Here is a 16,289-nt window from a genome sequence, read left to right on the forward strand (position 1 = left end):
CCGCCGGTGATCGCTACGGAAGTGAGGGGGCGTCCTCGAGCGAGCCGACCTCGACACCGAGCACGGCCTGCTCGTCGGGCTTGTTGACCAGCACCTCGGTGAGGTAGCTCTGCACCGTGGGGGCCATCCCGACGTCGCGGCCGGCCTGTTCGGAGAGCAGCCACTTGTGCTGGATGATCTGGGAGAAGATCTCCTGCGGCTCGAGCTTGCGGCGCAGGTTGGCCGGCACGGCGCGGACCACCGGCTCGAAGACCTCGGTCAGCCAGCGGTGGGCGGCCTGCTGCTCGTCGATCAGGTCGCTCTCGGCGCGGTAGGTGTCGAGGTTGTTGAGCAGCTGGCGGGCCTGGTTCTCTTCGGCGTCGAGGCCGGTCAGGCGGATCAGGCGCCGGGTGTGGTAGCCGGCGTCGACCACCTTGGGCCGGATCCGGTAGCCGCCGTCCACCGTGGACATGGCCACCTCGGCGACGTCGAAGCCCAGCTCGTTGAGCCGGCGGATGCGGCCCTCGATGTCGTGCCGGGCGTCGCGGGGGATCTCCTGCTCGTAGGTGACCTCGTGCCACAGGCGCTCGTAGCGGGACACGATGTCGTCGACCACCGTCTCGGGGTCGATCGACTCGTGCAGCAGCTCGGCCGCCTGCAGGTCGAGGCATTCGCCGAAGATGTTCAGGCGGAGGATCTCGATGTCCTCGCTGCGCTGGCCCTCGGACAGCTTCGGGTAGAGGTTGCCGGTCTCGGCGTCGACCAGGTAGGCCGCGAAGGCGCCCGCGTCGCGGCGGAACAGGGTGTTGCTCAGGCTGCAGTCGCCCCAGCTGAAGCCGGTCAGGTGCATCCGGACGATCAGCGCGGCCAGCGCGTCGAGCAGACGGTTCATCGTCTCGGGGCGCAACACGTGTGAGAACAGCGCGCGGTACGGCAACGAGAACTGCAGGTGCCGGGTGATCAGCACGCTTTCCAGCGGCTCGCCCGACTCGTCGTGGCGATCGGTGACGATGGCCACCGCCTCGACCGCCGGGAAGTCGATCCGTTCCAGGGCGCGGAGCAGGTCGTACTCCTTCTCGGCGATCCGCTCGCGGGTCTCCTTGAGGGCGTACACGGTCTCGTTCAGCTTGACGAAGCGGACGATGTGGCGGGAGATGCCCTGCGGCAGCGCGACCAGGTGGTCGGCGGGCCAATCCTCGAGCGGCACCGACCACGGCAGGTCGAGCAGTGCCGGGTCGACGAGGGCGGACGTGATGCGCACCGACCCAGTGTGCACGCTGTCCCGCGCGCGTCGCTCCCGCACGTGGCTCGTTACACAAACTGCCAGATCGCCGTATTGGCCTTTTTGTGCCTTCTATGAGCTTCGGGAGCAGCATGCGCCGCAAGGTAGGCATCGTCGTCGGGGCCTGTGCCGCCCTCGTACTCACCGGATCGGCGGGTGCGGTGGCCTGGAACGCGCCGACCGGCGACGACCGCCGGCCGGTCGGGGGCTGGCAGGAGGCGCCGGCGGTGGAGCCTACCCCCGTGTCGTTGGCCGAACGCGCGGCCAAAGCGGCGCCGGTGACGACCACCGGGCAGCCCGAGACCGAAGACCCGCGCACGCACGCCGAGCCGGTCCGGACCAAGCCCGCGGCCCCGCGCCGGGTCGTCGAGGAGAGCGCGGCCGCGGCCGCCGCCAAGGGCCGGCAGAAGGTGGGTGAGCTGCTGCGGGTCGGAAAGATCCTGGGGTACGAGCAGAGCCCGCGCAAGGAGACCTTCCGCTACCCCGGCGCCTCGTACGTGAAGCTGCACTTCGACCGCATGATGATGGTGCCCGGCGACTACCTGACGGTCTCCGACGCCAAGGGCGAGGAGTCCTACCGGTACGACGCGCCGCCGCTGCTCGAGGGCGCGTCGGTGGACAAGTGGGCGATGTCGGTGACCGGTGACACCGCGGTGGTGGAGATGCACCGGGGCATCGACCCGCTCGGCACGCGTTCGCTGGCCGGGGACCTCGGGGTCAGCGTCGACCGGGTGGCGCGCGGCTTCTCGCGTACCGAACAGCGGGGTGTGCCCGAGGAAAGTCTGACCGCGCCGGGCCGCACCGGCCGGGAGGAATCGGTCTGCGGCTCGGACGAGTCCAAGGACGCGGTCTGCTACCGGTCGAACGACCCGGTCGCCTACACCCGGTCGAAGGCGGCCGCGCGGCTGCTGATCGACGGCACCGAGCTGTGCACCGGCTGGCGGATCGGCGCCAACAACCGCCTGCTGACCAACAACCACTGCTTCGACAACTCGGACGCGGCCTACGAGACCGAGGTGTGGTTCAACTACCAGTGCGCGGCCTGCGGCGGCTTCGACACGTTCAAGCCGACCAAGGTCTGGGGCGACCAGGTGCTGGCCACCAACCACACGCTCGACTACACGCTGTTCACGGTGGAGAACTTCAACGCGATCAAGAAGTACGGCTACCTGGAGCTGGACACCGCCCGCCCGGCGAAGGGCCAGCCGCTGTACGTGCCGCAGCACCCGGCCGGCGACCCGACGCGCATCGCCGGCGTGCTCGGTGACAAGGCGGGCAACTGTGCGGTCTCGGACAACGGCTACACCGGGTACGCGGCCGGCTCGGACGTCTCCTACTACTGCGACACCGAGGGCGGCTCGTCCGGCTCGCCGGTGCTGTCCCGCAAGACCAACAAGGTGGTCGCGCTGCACCACTTCGGCGGCTGCCCCAACTCGGGCGTGCGGGCCGACCTGCTCCACAACCAGCTGCAGAGCAAGCTGTAGGTACCGTGGTCGCGTGACCCGACCCCGCAGCTGGTGGCCCGACCTGGTCTTCGTGGGCGCGTTCGCGCTGCTCACGGTGCTGCTGGCGCAGGGGCACCTGCTCGGGGCCGATGCCGCGGTGGCCGACTGGTCGGACGCGCACCGGCCGCCGGTCGCCTACTGGATCGCCCGGGTCCTGAACAGCCTGGGCCAGGGCGGCTGGCTGCTGATGCCGCTGGCCGTGCTGCTCGCCGTGCTGCTGGCCTGGCGGACCCGGTCGGTGCGGCCGCTGCTGGTGTTCCTGGCCACCGGCGTGCTCACGTACCTGACGATCGGCCCGGCCAAGATCTTCTTCCAGCGGGCGGCGCCGGCCTTCACCGGCCCGGACCGGACGATCCTGTTCAACGACGCCGCGGTCGGCCCGCTCGGGATGAGCTATCCGTCCGGCCACGTGGCGAACGCGGTGGTCTGGTACGCGGTGATCGCGTTCCTGCTGGCCGGGCTGATCGGCGGGCTGGGCCGCCGGGCCAGGCTGGCCCTGCGGATCCTGCCGCCGGTGATCGTCTTCGGCACGACCACCTACCTGAGCTGGCACTGGATCACCGACTCGATCGCCGGCCTGTTCCTGGGGCTGGTGCTGGCCCGGCTGCTGGCCCGCGTCCCGTGGGAGACGCTGCCGCTCCCGCGATGGCTGGAGCGCCGGGCCCCGGTCGGAGCTAGCCGGCCCGGGAGCTGATCTCCATGCCGTCCTCGACCGGGAAGCCGACGCTCACGTAGCCGTTGGCCGGGTCGCGGACGAAGTCGACCGCCGCGATCTTGGCCGCGCTCATCTCGGTGGTGACCACGCGGCCCACGCCGTTGTCGCGGACGGCGGCGGCGAGATGGAGGGTGGAGATTCCGTACGAGGTGCCGAACTCGACCCGGGCGGGCGGCGCGGGTCAGCGCGTAGAGCAGCCGGCCGCCCTCGGGGGAGACCGGCAGGTAGGCCTCGGCCAGCGCGTCGGCCCGCTCCTGGGCGGTCGCGCTGGTCACCGGGCAGGAGATCACCGACGAGTACGTCGACGACCTGGTCAGATCCATTCTCCGGCCCGCATCACGCGCTTGACCCGCAGGTCGTCGGAGAGCACGACCAGGTCGGCGCGCAGGCCGGCTTCCAGGGCGCCGACCTCGTCCGACCGGCCCAGCACCCGGGCCGGGGTGGTCGACGCCATCAGGCAGGCGTCGGTCAGCGGGATGCCCGCGCCGACCGCCCGGCGCAGGGCCGCGTCCATGGTCAGCGTGCTGCCGGCGATCGAGCCGGTGGCGATCCGGGCGACCCGGCCGGCCACGGTCACGGTCTGGCCGCCGAGCTCGTAGGCGCCGTCCGGCATCCCGGCCGCGTCGATCGCGTCGGTGACCAGGGCGGTGCGGTCCGGGCCGGCGGCGCGGGCCAGGTAGCCGAGCATCCCGTCGTGCAGGTGGACGCCGTCGGCGATCAGCTCGCAGACGACCTGCCTGGCCGCGAGCAGGCCGATGACCGGGCCGGGCTCGCGGTGATGGATCGGGCGCATGCCGTTGAAGAGGTGCGTCCCGAGGGTGGCGCCGGCCTCCACACCCTTCAGGGTCTGTTCGTACGACGCGTCGGTGTGCCCGATGGCCGCGACGACGCCGTTCCGGTGGAGAAAGGAGATCGCCTCCCGGGCGCCGGGCAGCTCGGGGGCGATCGTGACGGCGCGGACGATGCCGCTCGCGACCAGCGCCCGCAGTTCGGTCAGGTCGGGATCACGGAGGAAGTCCGTGTTCTGGGCGCCGCAGCGGACCGCGGACAGGTAGGGGCCTTCGAAGTGGACCCCGTGGATCAGCCCGTCCTCGACGAGCGGCTGGAACGCCGTCACCGCGTCCCGCATCAGGTCGAAGGGCGAGCTGACCAGGCTCGCGAGCACCGTCGTGGTCCCGTGGGCCAGGTGGAAGGCCGCGGCCGCGGCGGCCGAGACCGGATCCCCGGTGGTGAAGGTGTGCCCGCCCCCGCCGTGGCAGTGCAGGTCGACGAAGCCCGGCACCACGTAGTCGGTGGTGTCGGCCGCTGACTCCTCGACGGCGAGGATCGCCGGACCGTCGACCGTGACGTGGCCGGGGACGATCGAGCCGGGCCGGACGATGCGGCCAGCGATGTTCACGACAGCGCGTCCAGTCCTAGGAGGGCGGCGCCGAGGCAGCCTGCATTGTCACCGAGCGCCGCTCGCTCCACGCGCGGCAGCCGGAGGAACCTCTTCCGCGCGTCCAGCGCGCCCCGGAGCGGGGCCAGCAGCGCCTCGCCGGCCTCGGCCAGGCCGCCGCCGATCACGATCATCCCGGCGTCGTAGAGGGCCTGGGCGGTCAGCAGCCCGTCGGCCAGGGCGTCCACGGCCTCGTCCCAGACCGTACGGGCGAGCGCCTCGCCCGCCGCGGCCCGGGTGGCGACGTCGAAGGCGGTGGAATCGGCCACGCCGGACACCCCGGCGTACCGCCGGCCGATCGCGGACGCCGACGCGATCGACTCCAGGCAGCCGTTCCCGCCGCACGGACAGGGCGGGCCGCCGGGCCGCACGATCACGTGCCCGACCTCGCCCGCGGCGCCGTGCGCCCCGGCGAACGCGACCCCGTCGACCACGTGGGCCGCGGCGATGCCGGTGCCGATCGCGATGAACAGCACGTGCGGTTCGCCCCGGCCCGCGCCCAGCCGCGCCTCGGCCAGGCCACCGGCGCGGACGTCGTGCCCCAGCGCGGCCGGTAACCCCAGCCGGGCCACGACCAGGTCGCGCATCGGCACGTCCCGGAAGCCCACGTTGGACGACCAGACCGCGATGCCGTTCGGCTCGTCGACGACACCGGGGACGGCCAGGCCCACCGCGGCCGGCTCGAGTCCCTCGGCGCGCGCCCGCTCGGCCAGGCCGACGATGACCGACAGGATCGTCTCGGTCACCGCCTCGGGCCCGCGCTCGGCCCGGGTCAGGTGTCGCTCGGTGTGCAGGACCCGGCCCTCCGGGTGGACCAGCGCGCACTTCATGCCGGTGCCGCCCACGTCGAGGGCGATGACGACGGGCGTCACTGGAGGACGACAGACCGGGTCAGGTTGCGGGGGTGGTCGGGGTCGAGACCGTGGGCCTCGGCCAGGGCGATGGCCACCCGCTGGGCCAGGATCAGGTCGGCCATCGGGTCGAGCGGGGTACGCCCGCCGCACCAGCGCCCGATCGCGCCGTACCCGCCGTGGTGCCGGGCGTGCACGAACGACGCGCCGGTGGCCTCCACGTCGTCGGCCAGGTGGGCCGGCACGTCACCGATGGCCCAGACCACCCGGCCCGGCGCCGCGATCGAGATCGGCCCGTGCCGGTAGTCCATCGCCGGGTACGCCTCGGTCCACATCATCGCGGCCTCACGGCACTTGAGCGCCGCCTCGTGGGCCAGGCCGACGGTCCAGCCGCGACCGAGATAGGTGATCTGGGTGGTGGTCTCGACCCGGATCGGCAGGGGCAGCCGGACGGCCACCTCGGCGTCGCAGGCGATCGGGGCGATGTCCTGGCCGAGCCCGGCCCGCAGCAGGGCCAGCGCGCTGGTGGCGAACCGGGTCTGCACCACGGCCTGCTCGTCGGCGAAGTCGAGCACGACCACCTCGTCGGCCACCGCCGCGGCCGGTTGCAGCGGATCGGCGGTCACCACCGTGGTCGGGGTACGCAGGGCGCCGAGCAGGTCGACCACCTCGGTCGTGGTGCCGGAGCGGGTGATCGCGACGACCCGGTCGTACCGCCGCCCGGCCGGGAACTCGGACGCCTGGAACGCGTCGGTCTCGCCCTGCCCGAGCTGCTCGCGCAGCGCCGCGTAGGCCTGGCCCATGAACCACGACGTGCCGCACCCGACCACCGCGACCCGCTCGCCGGCGACCGGCAGCCCCGGCGAGGAGGCCAGCTTGGCCGCCTGCTCCCAGCAGTCGGGCTGGCTGGCGATCTCGGTCTGCACGTAGGTCATCTGGGTTCCTTCGGCGGCGGGGATGCGCATATGCGTTCGGTACGGTGCCCTTTCGAGCTGCATTCTGCGTGGATCTCCGCTGGGATCGCAACAGTCGGGTTACGTTCGCGCAGGCGCGATCTTTGCTCCGCCGCTTTTCGAGCACTAATGTGCACACTCTTATCACGGAACGTGCATGAGGAGGGGTGGGTGGATCGGTACGCGCGGTGGAATGCCTTGCTCGAGCTACTGGCGGAGAGCGGGCGGGTGACCGTCGAGGACGCGGCCGCGCGACTGGACGTGTCCCAGGCCACCATCCGGCGCGACTTCGACCAGCTCGCCCAGCAGCAGATGATCACCCGGACCCGGGGTGGCGCGGTCGCCAACGGCGTCTCCTACGACCTGCCGCTGCGCTACAAGAGCGCCAAGCACTCGGCCGAGAAGCAGCGCATCGGCGAGGCCGCGGCCCGGCTGGTCGACCCCGGCATGGTCGTCGGGCTGAACGGCGGCACCACGATGACCGAGGTGGCCCGGGCCCTGGCGGTCCGCGCCGACCTCAACACCAGCGGCGAGGGCGCCCAGCTCACCGTGGTCACCAACGCCCTGAACATCGCCAACGAGCTGCTGGTCCGCTCGCGGATGAAGATCGTGGTGGCCGGCGGCGTGGTCCGCCCGCAGTCCTTCGAGCTGGTCGGCCCGCTCGGCGGCGCGCTGCTCAAGGAGGTCACCCTCGACGTCGTGCTGCTCGGCGTGGACGCGCTCGACGTGGAACTCGGCGCGGCCGCCCATCACGAGGGCGAGGCCGCGATGAACAGCCTGATGGTGGCCCGGGCCAAGCGGGTCGTGGTGATCGCCGACTCGTCGAAGCTGGGCGGGCACGCCTTCGCCCGGATCTGCCCGATCAGCAAGGTCGAGGTGCTGGTCACCGACTCGACCGCCCCGGAGAGCGCGCTGGCCGGGTTCCGTGATGTCGGCGTCGAGGTCATCGTGGCTTGATGCCCTGTCGCACATTCGCCTCCGGGGCGCCCAAACCGCGCCTGAATGTGGAACCGGGCACATAAGGTGCTCGCGTGACCGCCGTACTCGAGATCGAGGGTCTGCAGAAGACCTATCGGAGCCGCAAGGGGGTGCGCCGCGCGCTCGACGGCTTCGACATGGTCGTCGAGTCGGGTCAGGTGCACGGCTTCCTCGGGCCCAACGGCTCGGGCAAGACCACCACGCTGCGTACGCTGCTCGGCCTGATCAAGCCGAACGGCGGGCGCATGACCATCCTCGGCCGCGAGGTCCCCGAGCACCTGCCGGCGGTGGCCGGACAGGTCGGCGCGATCGTCGAGAGCCCCCAGTTCTTCCTGCCGTTCACCGCCTGGGACACGCTCAGCCTGCTGGCCGACGCGGGCGGGGTGCCGCGGCCGCGGGTGCCCGAGGTGCTCGAACTGGTCGGCCTGCGCGACCGTGCCAAGGACCGGGTCAAGACCTTCTCGCTCGGCATGAAGCAGCGGCTCGCCGTGGCGTCGGCGCTGCTCAAGAAGCCGAAGCTGCTCATTCTGGACGAGCCGGCCAACGGGCTCGACCCGGGCGGGATCCGGGAGATGCGCTCGTTGATGCGCACCCTCAGCGAGGCCGGCATGACGGTCGTCGTGTCCAGCCACATCCTCGGCGAGATCCAGCTGATCTGCGACTCGGTCACGATCATCTCGGCCGGGCGCCGGGTCGCGGCCGGCTCGGTCGCCAGCGTGCTGTCCCACAACCGGTCGGCCGGGGTCCGCGTACGCGTCGAACCCGGAGTTGACCTGGTCGCGGTGGCCGAGGTGTTGCGCTCGGCGGGCGCGCCGCAGGTGACCGCGGCCGACGACCACCTGATGGTCGGCGGGGTGGACCGACCGGCCTGGATCACCTGGGTGCTCGCGCAGCACGAGGTGTGGGTGAGCGAGCTGGCGCCGGTGGCGGTCGACCTGGAGAGCGTCTTCCTGGAGCTGACCGGCACGGCGCCCGTCGACGGGGTGAACCGGCAGGTGGACGAGTCGGCGGCGGCGACCGGCGGAGCGGGCGGGTGGGGACAGTGAGCCTGGCCACGGCGGAACTGCGCCGGCTGACCAAGCGCCGTTTCGTGCGCTGGCTGGTCGCCGGGACGCTGGCGGTGATGGTCGCGATCGCGGCGGGCATCTTCCTCAGCAACGAGAAGGTCGGCCCCGAGCAGGTCGCCCAGGCCAAGGCGGCGGCCGAGCGTGAGTACCAGGACGCGTTGCGCCAGGCCGAGCAGGACCGGCTCACCTGCGAGCGAGCGCCGGGCACCAACGGCCTGCCGGCCGACTGCACGCAGCTCTACCAGCCGCAGCCGCAGGACTTCTCGCCCGACTGGCACATGCCGTCGACGTTCACCTTCAAGTCCGACTTCGGCGCCGTCCTGACCACGTTCGCCGCGATCTTCGTGCTGCTCGGGTTCGTGGTCGGCGCCTCCTATGTGGGCGCCGAGTGGAGCAGCGGCGGCATGATGAACCTGCTGCTCTGGCGGCCGCGCCGGCTCCAGGTGCTGGGGACCAAGCTGGGCATCCTGCTGGGCGCGGCGGCGGCGCTGAGCGTGGTCGTCGCGGTGCTCTGGACGCTCGCCTTCATCGGGATCGCGTCGACGCGCGGCACCCTCGACGGCATGACGGCCGGCGCCTGGCGGTCGACCGCGCTGACCGAGCTGCGGGCGGTCGTGCTGATCCTGCTCGGCACCGCGATCGGGTTCGGGCTGGCCTCGCTGGGCCGGCACACCGCGGTGGCGCTCGGCGTGGCCGCCGGGGTCGTGGTGGTCCTGCAGTTCGGGCTGTTCCTGGTGCTGAACATGGCGTCGGTGCCGTTCGGCGAGATCTTCCTGCTGCCGATCTGGGCGGTCGCCTGGATGAACAAGGAGATCAAACTCGAGAATTACCAGTCCTGCGCCTATTCCGCGGTCAACGGCTGCCAGCCGGACACGCTGACCCTGACCTGGCCGATGGCCGGCGGCCTGTGGGTGGCGATCTTCGTCGTCATTGTGGGTGCCGCCCTGTGGACCATGCAACGCCGCGACATCACATGAGGTAGCTTCGGGGTTGCTCGTACGATGCTCTTCGATCCGTGCTCAGGAGCACCATGCACCCCGAAACCTCACCATCCGATGTGGAGCGTCTTCCGGCCCCGAGGCCGCCCGCTCCCTGCACGACCGCCCACGCCGCCGAGGCGCCGCCGGTCGCGGCGCTGTCCGAGCGCGAGCTGAAGATCCTGGCCTTCGAGGCCAAGTGGTGGCGCCACGCGGGCAGCAAGGAACAGGCCATCCGCGACACCTTCGAGCTCTCCTCGACGCGCTACTACCAACTGCTGAACGCCTTGCTGGACAACGCGGCCGCGCTCGAACACGACCCGGTGCTGGTCGGCCGGCTCCGCCGCCTGCGCTCGACCCGGGCGCGCAGCCGCCGCCGCTAGGCTCGCGCCTGCTGGTCGGCGAACTCGGCCAGCCACTTCACCTGGGCCGGGTTGAGCGACGGGCGGATCCGGCCGCGGGCCGCGGTCACGTTGGCCGCGGTCACCCGGGTCGCCTCCAGCGACTCACGCATCGCGGCCAGCGCCGACTCACGGATCAGCGCCGCGCAGTCGGCCGACGAGAAACCGTCCAGGTCGGCGGCGAGCGCGTCCAGGTCGACCTCGTCGTCCAGCGGCACCGAGCGGGACGACGCCTTGAGGATCGCCAGGCGCGCCTCGGTGTCCGGCGGCGGCACGTAGACCAGTCGTTCCAGCCGGCCCGGCCGCAGCAGCGCCGAGTCGATCAGGTCGGGCCGGTTGGTCGCCCCGATCACCACCACGTTGCGCAGTTCCTCGACACCGTCCAGCTCGGTGAGCAGTGCCGCGACCACGCGGTCGGTGGTGCCGCCGTCGGTGCCCTGCCCGCGCTGCGGCGCCAGCGCGTCCACCTCGTCCAGGAAGACCAGCGTCGGTGCGGCCTCGCGGGCGCGGCGGAACAGCTCCCGCACCGCCTTCTCACTGTCGCCGACCCACTTGCTGAGCAGCTCGGCGCCCTTGACCGACAGCACGTTCGCTTTACCCGTACCCGCGATGGCCTTGACCAGAAAGGTCTTGCCGCACCCGGGCGGGCCGTAGAGCAGCACACCGCGCGGCGGCGAGACGCCCAGTCGCGCGAACGTGTCGGGGTAGGTCAGCGGCCACAGCACCGACTCGGTGAGCACCTGCTTGACCTCGGCCATGTCGCCGACGTCGTCCAGCGTGACCGCCGCGACCTCCAGCGACGACTCGGCCATCGAGGTCGGCCGGACCACGTCGAGCGCCGCCTCGAAGTCGGCCATCGCCACCGTCGGCGAGTCGGCCTCCTTCTGGCGCAGGGCCGCGCGGACCCCGGCCTCGCGGGCCAGGGCGCCGAGATCGGCGGCGACGAATCCGGGAGTACGCCCGGCGACGTCGTCCAGGCGCACGTCCTCGGCCAGCGGCATTCCCCGGGTCAGCACACCCAGCTGCTCGCGGCGCATGGCCTGATCGGGCAGCGCCACCGCGAGCTGCACGGCCAGCAGGTCGGGCGCGCGCAGCTCGGGATCGACCGTCTCGGGCCGGCTGGTCGTGCAGACCACCGCCACGCCCGCCTTGACCGTCTCGGCCAGCACCTGCCGGAACACCGTGGCGATCGGACCGGGCTCGGCACGCGGGGCGAGCGCCTCCACATCGGCGACCAGGATGACGGCCGGGCCGCCCGTGCGCGCCTCCCGGGCGGCGGCGCGCAGCCGGCCGGCCGCGGCGTCGTTGGTGAGCGCGGCCAGCTCGGGACCCCAGATCGCCAGCACCCGCGCGCCCACGCCCGCGGCCACCGCCCGCACCAGCGCGGACTTGCCCGACCCGGCCGGACCGGAGAGCAGCACGCCCAGTGACACCGTGGTGCCCAGCCGGCCCAGCACCTCGCGGTGGTGGAAGCCCAGGTCGAGCAGCTCGGTCAGCTCCTTGGCCTGGGTGCGCAGGCCGGGCAGGTCGTCGATTGAGGGCGGCGGCACCTCGGGGTCGGTGGTCGCGGGCGCCTGGGGCCGTTCCGTCCGGGCGCCGGCCGGCTGGGCGAAGTGCCCGTCCTGCCAGCCGACCACGGTGTCCATGGTGACCAGCGCGGCGTCGGCCTCGGCCACGTCGATCACCTTGAGCAGCGTGCTGGTCCAGGCGTAGCCGACCCGGTTGGAGAGGCTGCGCCGGGCGCCCTCGACGGCCGCCCGGTGATCGGCCGAGAGCAGCACGTCCTGTGGCAGCAGCGACACGTCGTCGCCGGCGCTGACCACCTTGCCCAGCAGCGCGAGCCGGAGCATCTCGGGGGAGACCACGGCGACGATCTCGGCCGGGCCGCTCAGCGTGACCCGGCGGGCCGCGACCACCGGGATCGGGGTCACGGTCACCTGGCCGCCGTCGCGCAGGCCGAGGTTGCCGATGGTCAGGTCGTCGGCGTAGAGCAGCGCGCGGCTGGCGCTCGCCTCGGCCCGGGCCGCGATGCCGGCCGTGGTGCGGGCGCCGTCCAGTCGAAGTGGGTCGCCCGGGTTGATCGCCAGCGCCGCCATCACCTCGGGATGCAGGCGGACGATGCCGCGACGAGCGTCAAGGGCCGCGGGCCGCTGGGTCACGGTCAGCGTGAGATCGTCTGCCACGCGTACAAAGCTAGCGTCTCCCCGCCGGTCGTATCCCCTCGCAGTTCACAGCACTCGCACAGTTGGAGCGGGATAGTTTTGCACGCATGCAATCAGGCCGTCGTAGGGTTCTGTCCGCCGCGGCGGTTCTGGTGATCGTCGCGGGTCTCGTGGTGGCCGCCGTGTTGCCCGACCGCGCCGCCTGGACCACCGCCGACCAGATGGTCACCGTGCCCGAGGCGCCGGCCGGTGCGGCCACGATCGACCTGGACACCCGCTTCTACCTGCCCCGCGACCGCGACGGCAAGGTGCCCGCGGTGCTGCTGGCGCATGGTTTCGGCGGCACCAAGAACTCGGTCCGGACCGACGCCGAAGACCTGGCCGAGCAGGGGTACGCGGTGCTCACCTGGACCGCCCGCGGCTTCGGGCGCAGCGGCGGACAGATCCACCTGGACAGTCCCGACCACGAGGTCCGGGACGCCCAGCGCCTGCTCGACTGGCTGGCCCAGCGGCCCGAGGTTCGCACCGACGCGGCCGGCGACCCGCGGGTCGGCGTGGTCGGCGGGTCGTACGGCGGCGCTCTCGCCCTGATGCTGGCCGGCCATGACCCACGGGTCGACGCGATCGTCCCGCTGATCACCTGGAACGACCTGGGCCGCTCGTTCCTGCCGCAGTCGGCCGGCACCGGCGCGCCCGGCGTCTTCAAGAAGGGCTGGGCCGGCCTGTTCTTCGGCAACGGCGCCGCCTCGCCCGCGGCCTCGGGCGACTCGCCCGACACCGGCGGCGCCGGGCTGCCGCCGCGGCTGCCGGCCCAGCTCCCGCCCGGCACCAACCCCGCCTGTGGACGTTTCGCCGCCGACGTCTGTGCCGCCTACCTCTCGATGGCCACCACCGGCATCCCCGACCAGGCCGCGCTGGACGTGTTGCGCAAGTCGAGCCCGCAGGCCGTGCTCGGCCGGATCAAGGCGCCGACGCTGCTCATCCAGGGCGCGGTGGACACGCTCTTCCCGCTCTCCGAGGCCGACGTCAACGCGCGCGGCATCGCGGCGGCCGGCACGCCGGTGCGGGTCGCCTGGTTCACCGGCGGGCACGACGGCGGGCTCGGGCCGCAGACCGACCAGGACCGGACCAAGTTCCTGACCGTCCAGTGGCTGAACCACTACGTGAAGGGCGAGGGCGCCGCTCCGTCGATGAGCTTCACCTACTCGCGGGTGGCCGGCTTCAGCGCGCTCGACCGCGGCCTGGTCACCAACGGGTACTCGGTCGACGCGTACCCCGGCATCAGCGGGACCGGCCGCACCGACATCTCCGTGCAAGGCCCGGCGCAGCCGATCGCCAACCCGCCCAACGGCAATCCCGGCGGCCTCTCCTCGTTGCCCGGCGTCGGCGGCCGGCTGTCCACGCTGCTCGAAGGCGTGGCCGGCGACATCCCCGGCCAGTACGCCACGTTCGCCTCGGAGCCGGTCGCCCAGTCGGTCGACGTGGTCGGCGCGCCCACCGTCCGGCTGCGGGCCGCGTCACCGACCGGCGAGGCGACGCTGTTCGTCAAGCTCTACGACGTGAACCCGGCCGGGACCGAGACGCTGAGCGCCGGCCTGGTCGCCCCGGTCCGGCTCACCGGCCTGCCGCGCGACGTCGCCCAGGCCCAACCGGTCACCGTCACCCTGCCGGCGATCGTCCGGCGGATCGAGGCGGGCAACGCGCTGCGCGTCGTGGTGGCCACCTCCGACCAGGGCTATCTCACGCCCGCCGCCCCGGCCACCTACACGGTTGCGGTCGAGCCCACGCTCACGCTGCCCACGATGGTGGGCACGCCGATCAGCAACCCCCAGGTGATCTGGCGGTACGTGCTGGCCGGCCTGATCGCCGCCATCGTGCTGGGGCTGGCCGTGGTGCTGCTGCTGCGCCGCCGCCGGGCGCGGCGGGCGCCGACTGTGGCCGAGTTCGCCGACACCCCGCTGGTCGTGCGCGACCTGCGCAAGGAATATGCGGACGGCTTCGTCGCGGTCGAGGACATCAGCTTCACCGTCGAGCGCGGTCAGGTCGTCGGGTTGCTCGGTCCGAACGGCGCCGGCAAGACCACCACGCTTCGGGTGCTGATGGGGCTGACCATGCCCACCCGGGGTGAGGCGCTGGTCTTCGGCAACCCGCTGGTGCCGGGGTCGCCGATCCTGTCCCGGGTCGGCTCGCTGGTCGAGGGGCCGGGCTTCCTGCCCCACCTGACCGGCGAGCAGAACCTGCGGGCGTACTGGCAGGCGACCGGACGGCCGTGGGCCGACGCGCGGTTCGACGAGGCGCTGGAGATCGCCGGTCTGGGCGATTCGATCCACCGCCGGACCAAGAACTACAGCCACGGCATGCGGCAGCGGCTGGCCATCGCCCAGGCCATGCTCGGGCTGCCCGAGCTGCTGGTGCTGGACGAGCCGACCGACGGGCTCGACCCGCCACAGATCGCCGAGATGCGCCGGGTGCTCAAGCGGTACGCCACCGACGGGCGGGCGGTGCTGGTCTCCAGCCACCTGCTGGCCGAGGTGGAGCAGACCTGCACCCACGCGGTGGTGGTCAACAAGGGCCGGATCGTGGCGTCCGGGCTGGTCGACGAGATCGTCGGCGAGTCGCCGTCGGTGCAGATCGACGTGAGCGACGTGGCCGAGGCGTCGCGGGTGCTGGGCGGCCTGGGCGTCGCCTCGGTGCTGCCGGACGGGGCGAACGGGCTGATCGTGGACATGAACGGCACCCCGCGCGCCGAGGTGGTGGCGTCGCTGGTGCGGGCCGGGGTCGGTGTCGATCGGGTGGTGCCGAGACGCCGCCTGGAAGACGCCTTCCTGGCTCTGGTCGGCGAGAATTCGCGGGGGAGTGGAGACCGATGACGGGAAGCGGCAGCGGGGAGGCTACGGTCGCGACCACGACGGCGAATGATCGCCGGACCGCGGAGCGTGGAAACTCAGCCACGGGATATCGGCCGTCGGCCACCATGCCGATCTGGGCCGAGGTCAGGCGGCAGGCCTCACGGAGGCGTACCCAGCTGGCTCTGGGTTTCATGGCTCTTCTGCCGTTGATCGTGCTGGTGGCGTTCGAGTTCGGCGGCGAGAGCGACGACGACAACGGTGGCGGGCAGTTCTCCAGCCTGGTCGACCTGGCCACCTCGGGCGGGCTGAACTTCGCGCTGTTCTGCCTGTTCGTCTCGGCGTCGTTCCTGCTGGTCGTGGTGGTCGCGCTGTTCTGCGGCGACACCGTGGCCAGCGAGGCGTCCTGGGGCAGCCTGCGCTACCTGCTGGCGATCCCGGTGCCGCGCGCGCGGCTGCTCGGCGTCAAGCTCGTGGTGGCGCTGGCCTACTCGCTGCTCGGCCTGCTCACCCTGGCCGGGGTGGCGCTGCTGGTCGGCACGCTGCGGTACGGCTGGCACCCGCTGGGCAGCACGATCGCCGCGGAGATCCCGCCCGGCGAGGGGCTGCTGCGGCTGCTCGGGATCCTTGGCTATCTGGCCGTGATCCTGCTGATCGTGGCCGGGCTGGCCTTCCTGCTGTCGGTGCTGACCGACGCGGCGCTGGGCGCGGTCGGCGGCGCGGTGCTGCTGTGGATCCTGTCCAGCATCCTGGACCAGATCGAGGCGCTCGGGGTGGTCCGCGACTTCCTGCCCACCCACTACAGCGACGCCTGGCTCGGGCTGCTCTCCACCCCGACGCAGACCGACGACATGGTGCGCGGGGCGATCGCCGCGGTCGCGTACGCCACGATCTTCTGGTCTCTCGCGTTCTGGCGCTTCACCCGCAAGGACATCACGTCATAAGCATCACGTTTTCGCTTAGCGTGATGGGCACGTAAGGTGTGGGAAACAACTGAATACCTCATCCAGAGGGGCAGAGGGAACGGCCCTGCGAAGCCCCGGCAACCACCACGCATGTCTCGATGACGAGGCCCCGCGCGGCAGGTGCTAATTCCGGCCCAGCCATCTCGGTATGGGAAAGATGAGAGGAATCT

The 16,289-nt window shown here is 72.2% G+C and carries 13 protein-coding genes, 1 pseudogene and 1 riboswitch; of the genes and pseudogenes, 8 read left to right on the plus strand and 6 right to left on the minus strand.

Annotated features, from left to right (window positions below):
- Positions 1 to 13: 13 nt before the first annotated feature.
- The gene (locus AB0O15_RS03215) at positions 14 to 1,240 is read right to left on the minus strand and encodes a DUF4032 domain-containing protein (protein ID WP_364313329.1); all 1,227 of its coding nucleotides are present in this window, start codon (positions 1,238 to 1,240) and stop codon (positions 14 to 16) included.
- A gap of 113 nt (positions 1,241 to 1,353) precedes the next feature.
- Between AB0O15_RS03215 and AB0O15_RS03220 the strand changes: the two genes are divergently transcribed.
- On the plus strand, positions 1,354 to 2,745 hold the full coding sequence (locus tag AB0O15_RS03220) for a serine protease (protein ID WP_364313331.1): 1,392 nt from the start codon (positions 1,354 to 1,356) through the stop codon (positions 2,743 to 2,745).
- Positions 2,746 to 2,758: 13 nt separating this feature from the next.
- Positions 2,759 to 3,460, plus strand: a complete 702-nt coding sequence (locus tag AB0O15_RS03225) for a phosphatase PAP2 family protein (protein ID WP_364313333.1) — start codon at positions 2,759 to 2,761, stop codon at positions 3,458 to 3,460.
- On the opposite strand, the gene AB0O15_RS03230 is transcribed toward AB0O15_RS03225, so the two are convergent.
- The 4 genes from AB0O15_RS03230 to AB0O15_RS03245 all read right to left on the minus strand — a co-directional run bounded on the left by AB0O15_RS03230 (position 3,441) and on the right by AB0O15_RS03245 (position 6,705).
- On the minus strand, positions 3,441 to 3,569 hold the full coding sequence (locus AB0O15_RS03230; RefSeq protein ID WP_364313335.1) for a hypothetical protein: 129 nt from the start codon (positions 3,567 to 3,569) through the stop codon (positions 3,441 to 3,443). The two genes, AB0O15_RS03225 and AB0O15_RS03230, sit on opposite strands and share 20 nt — an antisense overlap.
- A 225-nt stretch (positions 3,570 to 3,794) precedes the next feature.
- A complete protein-coding gene (nagA, locus tag AB0O15_RS03235; RefSeq protein ID WP_364313338.1) occupies positions 3,795 to 4,880 on the minus strand; it encodes an N-acetylglucosamine-6-phosphate deacetylase in 1,086 nt (361 codons plus the stop codon).
- Complete coding sequence (locus AB0O15_RS03240; protein ID WP_364313340.1) at positions 4,877 to 5,791, minus strand: ROK family protein; 915 nt, start codon at positions 5,789 to 5,791, stop codon at positions 4,877 to 4,879. The genes nagA and AB0O15_RS03240 overlap by 4 nt, the downstream gene beginning before the upstream one ends.
- A complete protein-coding gene (locus tag AB0O15_RS03245; RefSeq protein ID WP_364313342.1) occupies positions 5,788 to 6,705 on the minus strand; it encodes a sugar isomerase in 918 nt (305 codons plus the stop codon). Before AB0O15_RS03245 ends, AB0O15_RS03240 begins: the two co-directional genes overlap by 4 nt.
- A gap of 189 nt (positions 6,706 to 6,894) precedes the next feature.
- Here AB0O15_RS03245 and AB0O15_RS03250 point away from each other — a divergent pair, with 189 nt between their 5' ends.
- The 4 genes and pseudogenes from AB0O15_RS03250 to AB0O15_RS03265 form a co-directional block, all read left to right on the plus strand.
- Positions 6,895 to 7,680, plus strand: coding sequence for a DeoR/GlpR family DNA-binding transcription regulator (locus tag AB0O15_RS03250; RefSeq protein ID WP_364313345.1), 786 nt, complete (start codon positions 6,895 to 6,897; stop codon positions 7,678 to 7,680).
- Between the two features lie 74 nt (positions 7,681 to 7,754).
- Positions 7,755 to 8,747: an ATP-binding cassette domain-containing protein gene (locus tag AB0O15_RS03255; RefSeq protein ID WP_364313347.1), complete on the plus strand. Its 993-nt coding sequence runs from the start codon at positions 7,755 to 7,757 to the stop codon at positions 8,745 to 8,747.
- Positions 8,744 to 9,745, plus strand: a complete 1,002-nt coding sequence (locus AB0O15_RS03260; protein ID WP_364316999.1) for an ABC transporter permease subunit — start codon at positions 8,744 to 8,746, stop codon at positions 9,743 to 9,745. The genes AB0O15_RS03255 and AB0O15_RS03260 overlap by 4 nt, the downstream gene beginning before the upstream one ends.
- A gap of 158 nt (positions 9,746 to 9,903) precedes the next feature.
- A pseudogene (locus AB0O15_RS03265) lies at positions 9,904 to 10,128 on the plus strand (DUF3263 domain-containing protein); the annotation flags it as partial.
- On the opposite strand, the gene AB0O15_RS03270 reads toward AB0O15_RS03265, so the two are convergent.
- On the minus strand, positions 10,125 to 12,329 hold the full coding sequence (locus AB0O15_RS03270; RefSeq protein ID WP_364313349.1) for an AAA family ATPase: 2,205 nt from the start codon (positions 12,327 to 12,329) through the stop codon (positions 10,125 to 10,127). The pseudogene AB0O15_RS03265 and the gene AB0O15_RS03270 sit on opposite strands and share 4 nt — an antisense overlap.
- Before the next feature lie 86 nt (positions 12,330 to 12,415).
- Here AB0O15_RS03270 and AB0O15_RS03275 point away from each other — a divergent pair, with 86 nt between their 5' ends.
- Positions 12,416 to 15,178, plus strand: a complete 2,763-nt coding sequence (locus AB0O15_RS03275) for an alpha/beta fold hydrolase (RefSeq protein WP_364313352.1) — start codon at positions 12,416 to 12,418, stop codon at positions 15,176 to 15,178.
- Positions 15,179 to 15,282: 104 nt separating this feature from the next.
- A complete protein-coding gene (locus tag AB0O15_RS03280; RefSeq protein WP_364313354.1) occupies positions 15,283 to 16,098 on the plus strand; it encodes an ABC transporter permease subunit in 816 nt (271 codons plus the stop codon).
- A 55-nt stretch (positions 16,099 to 16,153) separates the two neighbouring features.
- Positions 16,154 to 16,283, plus strand: a riboswitch (SAM riboswitch).
- The last annotated feature ends 6 nt before the right edge of the window (positions 16,284 to 16,289 follow it).

Origin of the sequence: Actinoplanes sp. NPDC089786, assembly GCF_040684855.1 — a bacterium.
Lineage (GTDB): Bacteria > Actinomycetota > Actinomycetes > Mycobacteriales > Micromonosporaceae > Actinoplanes.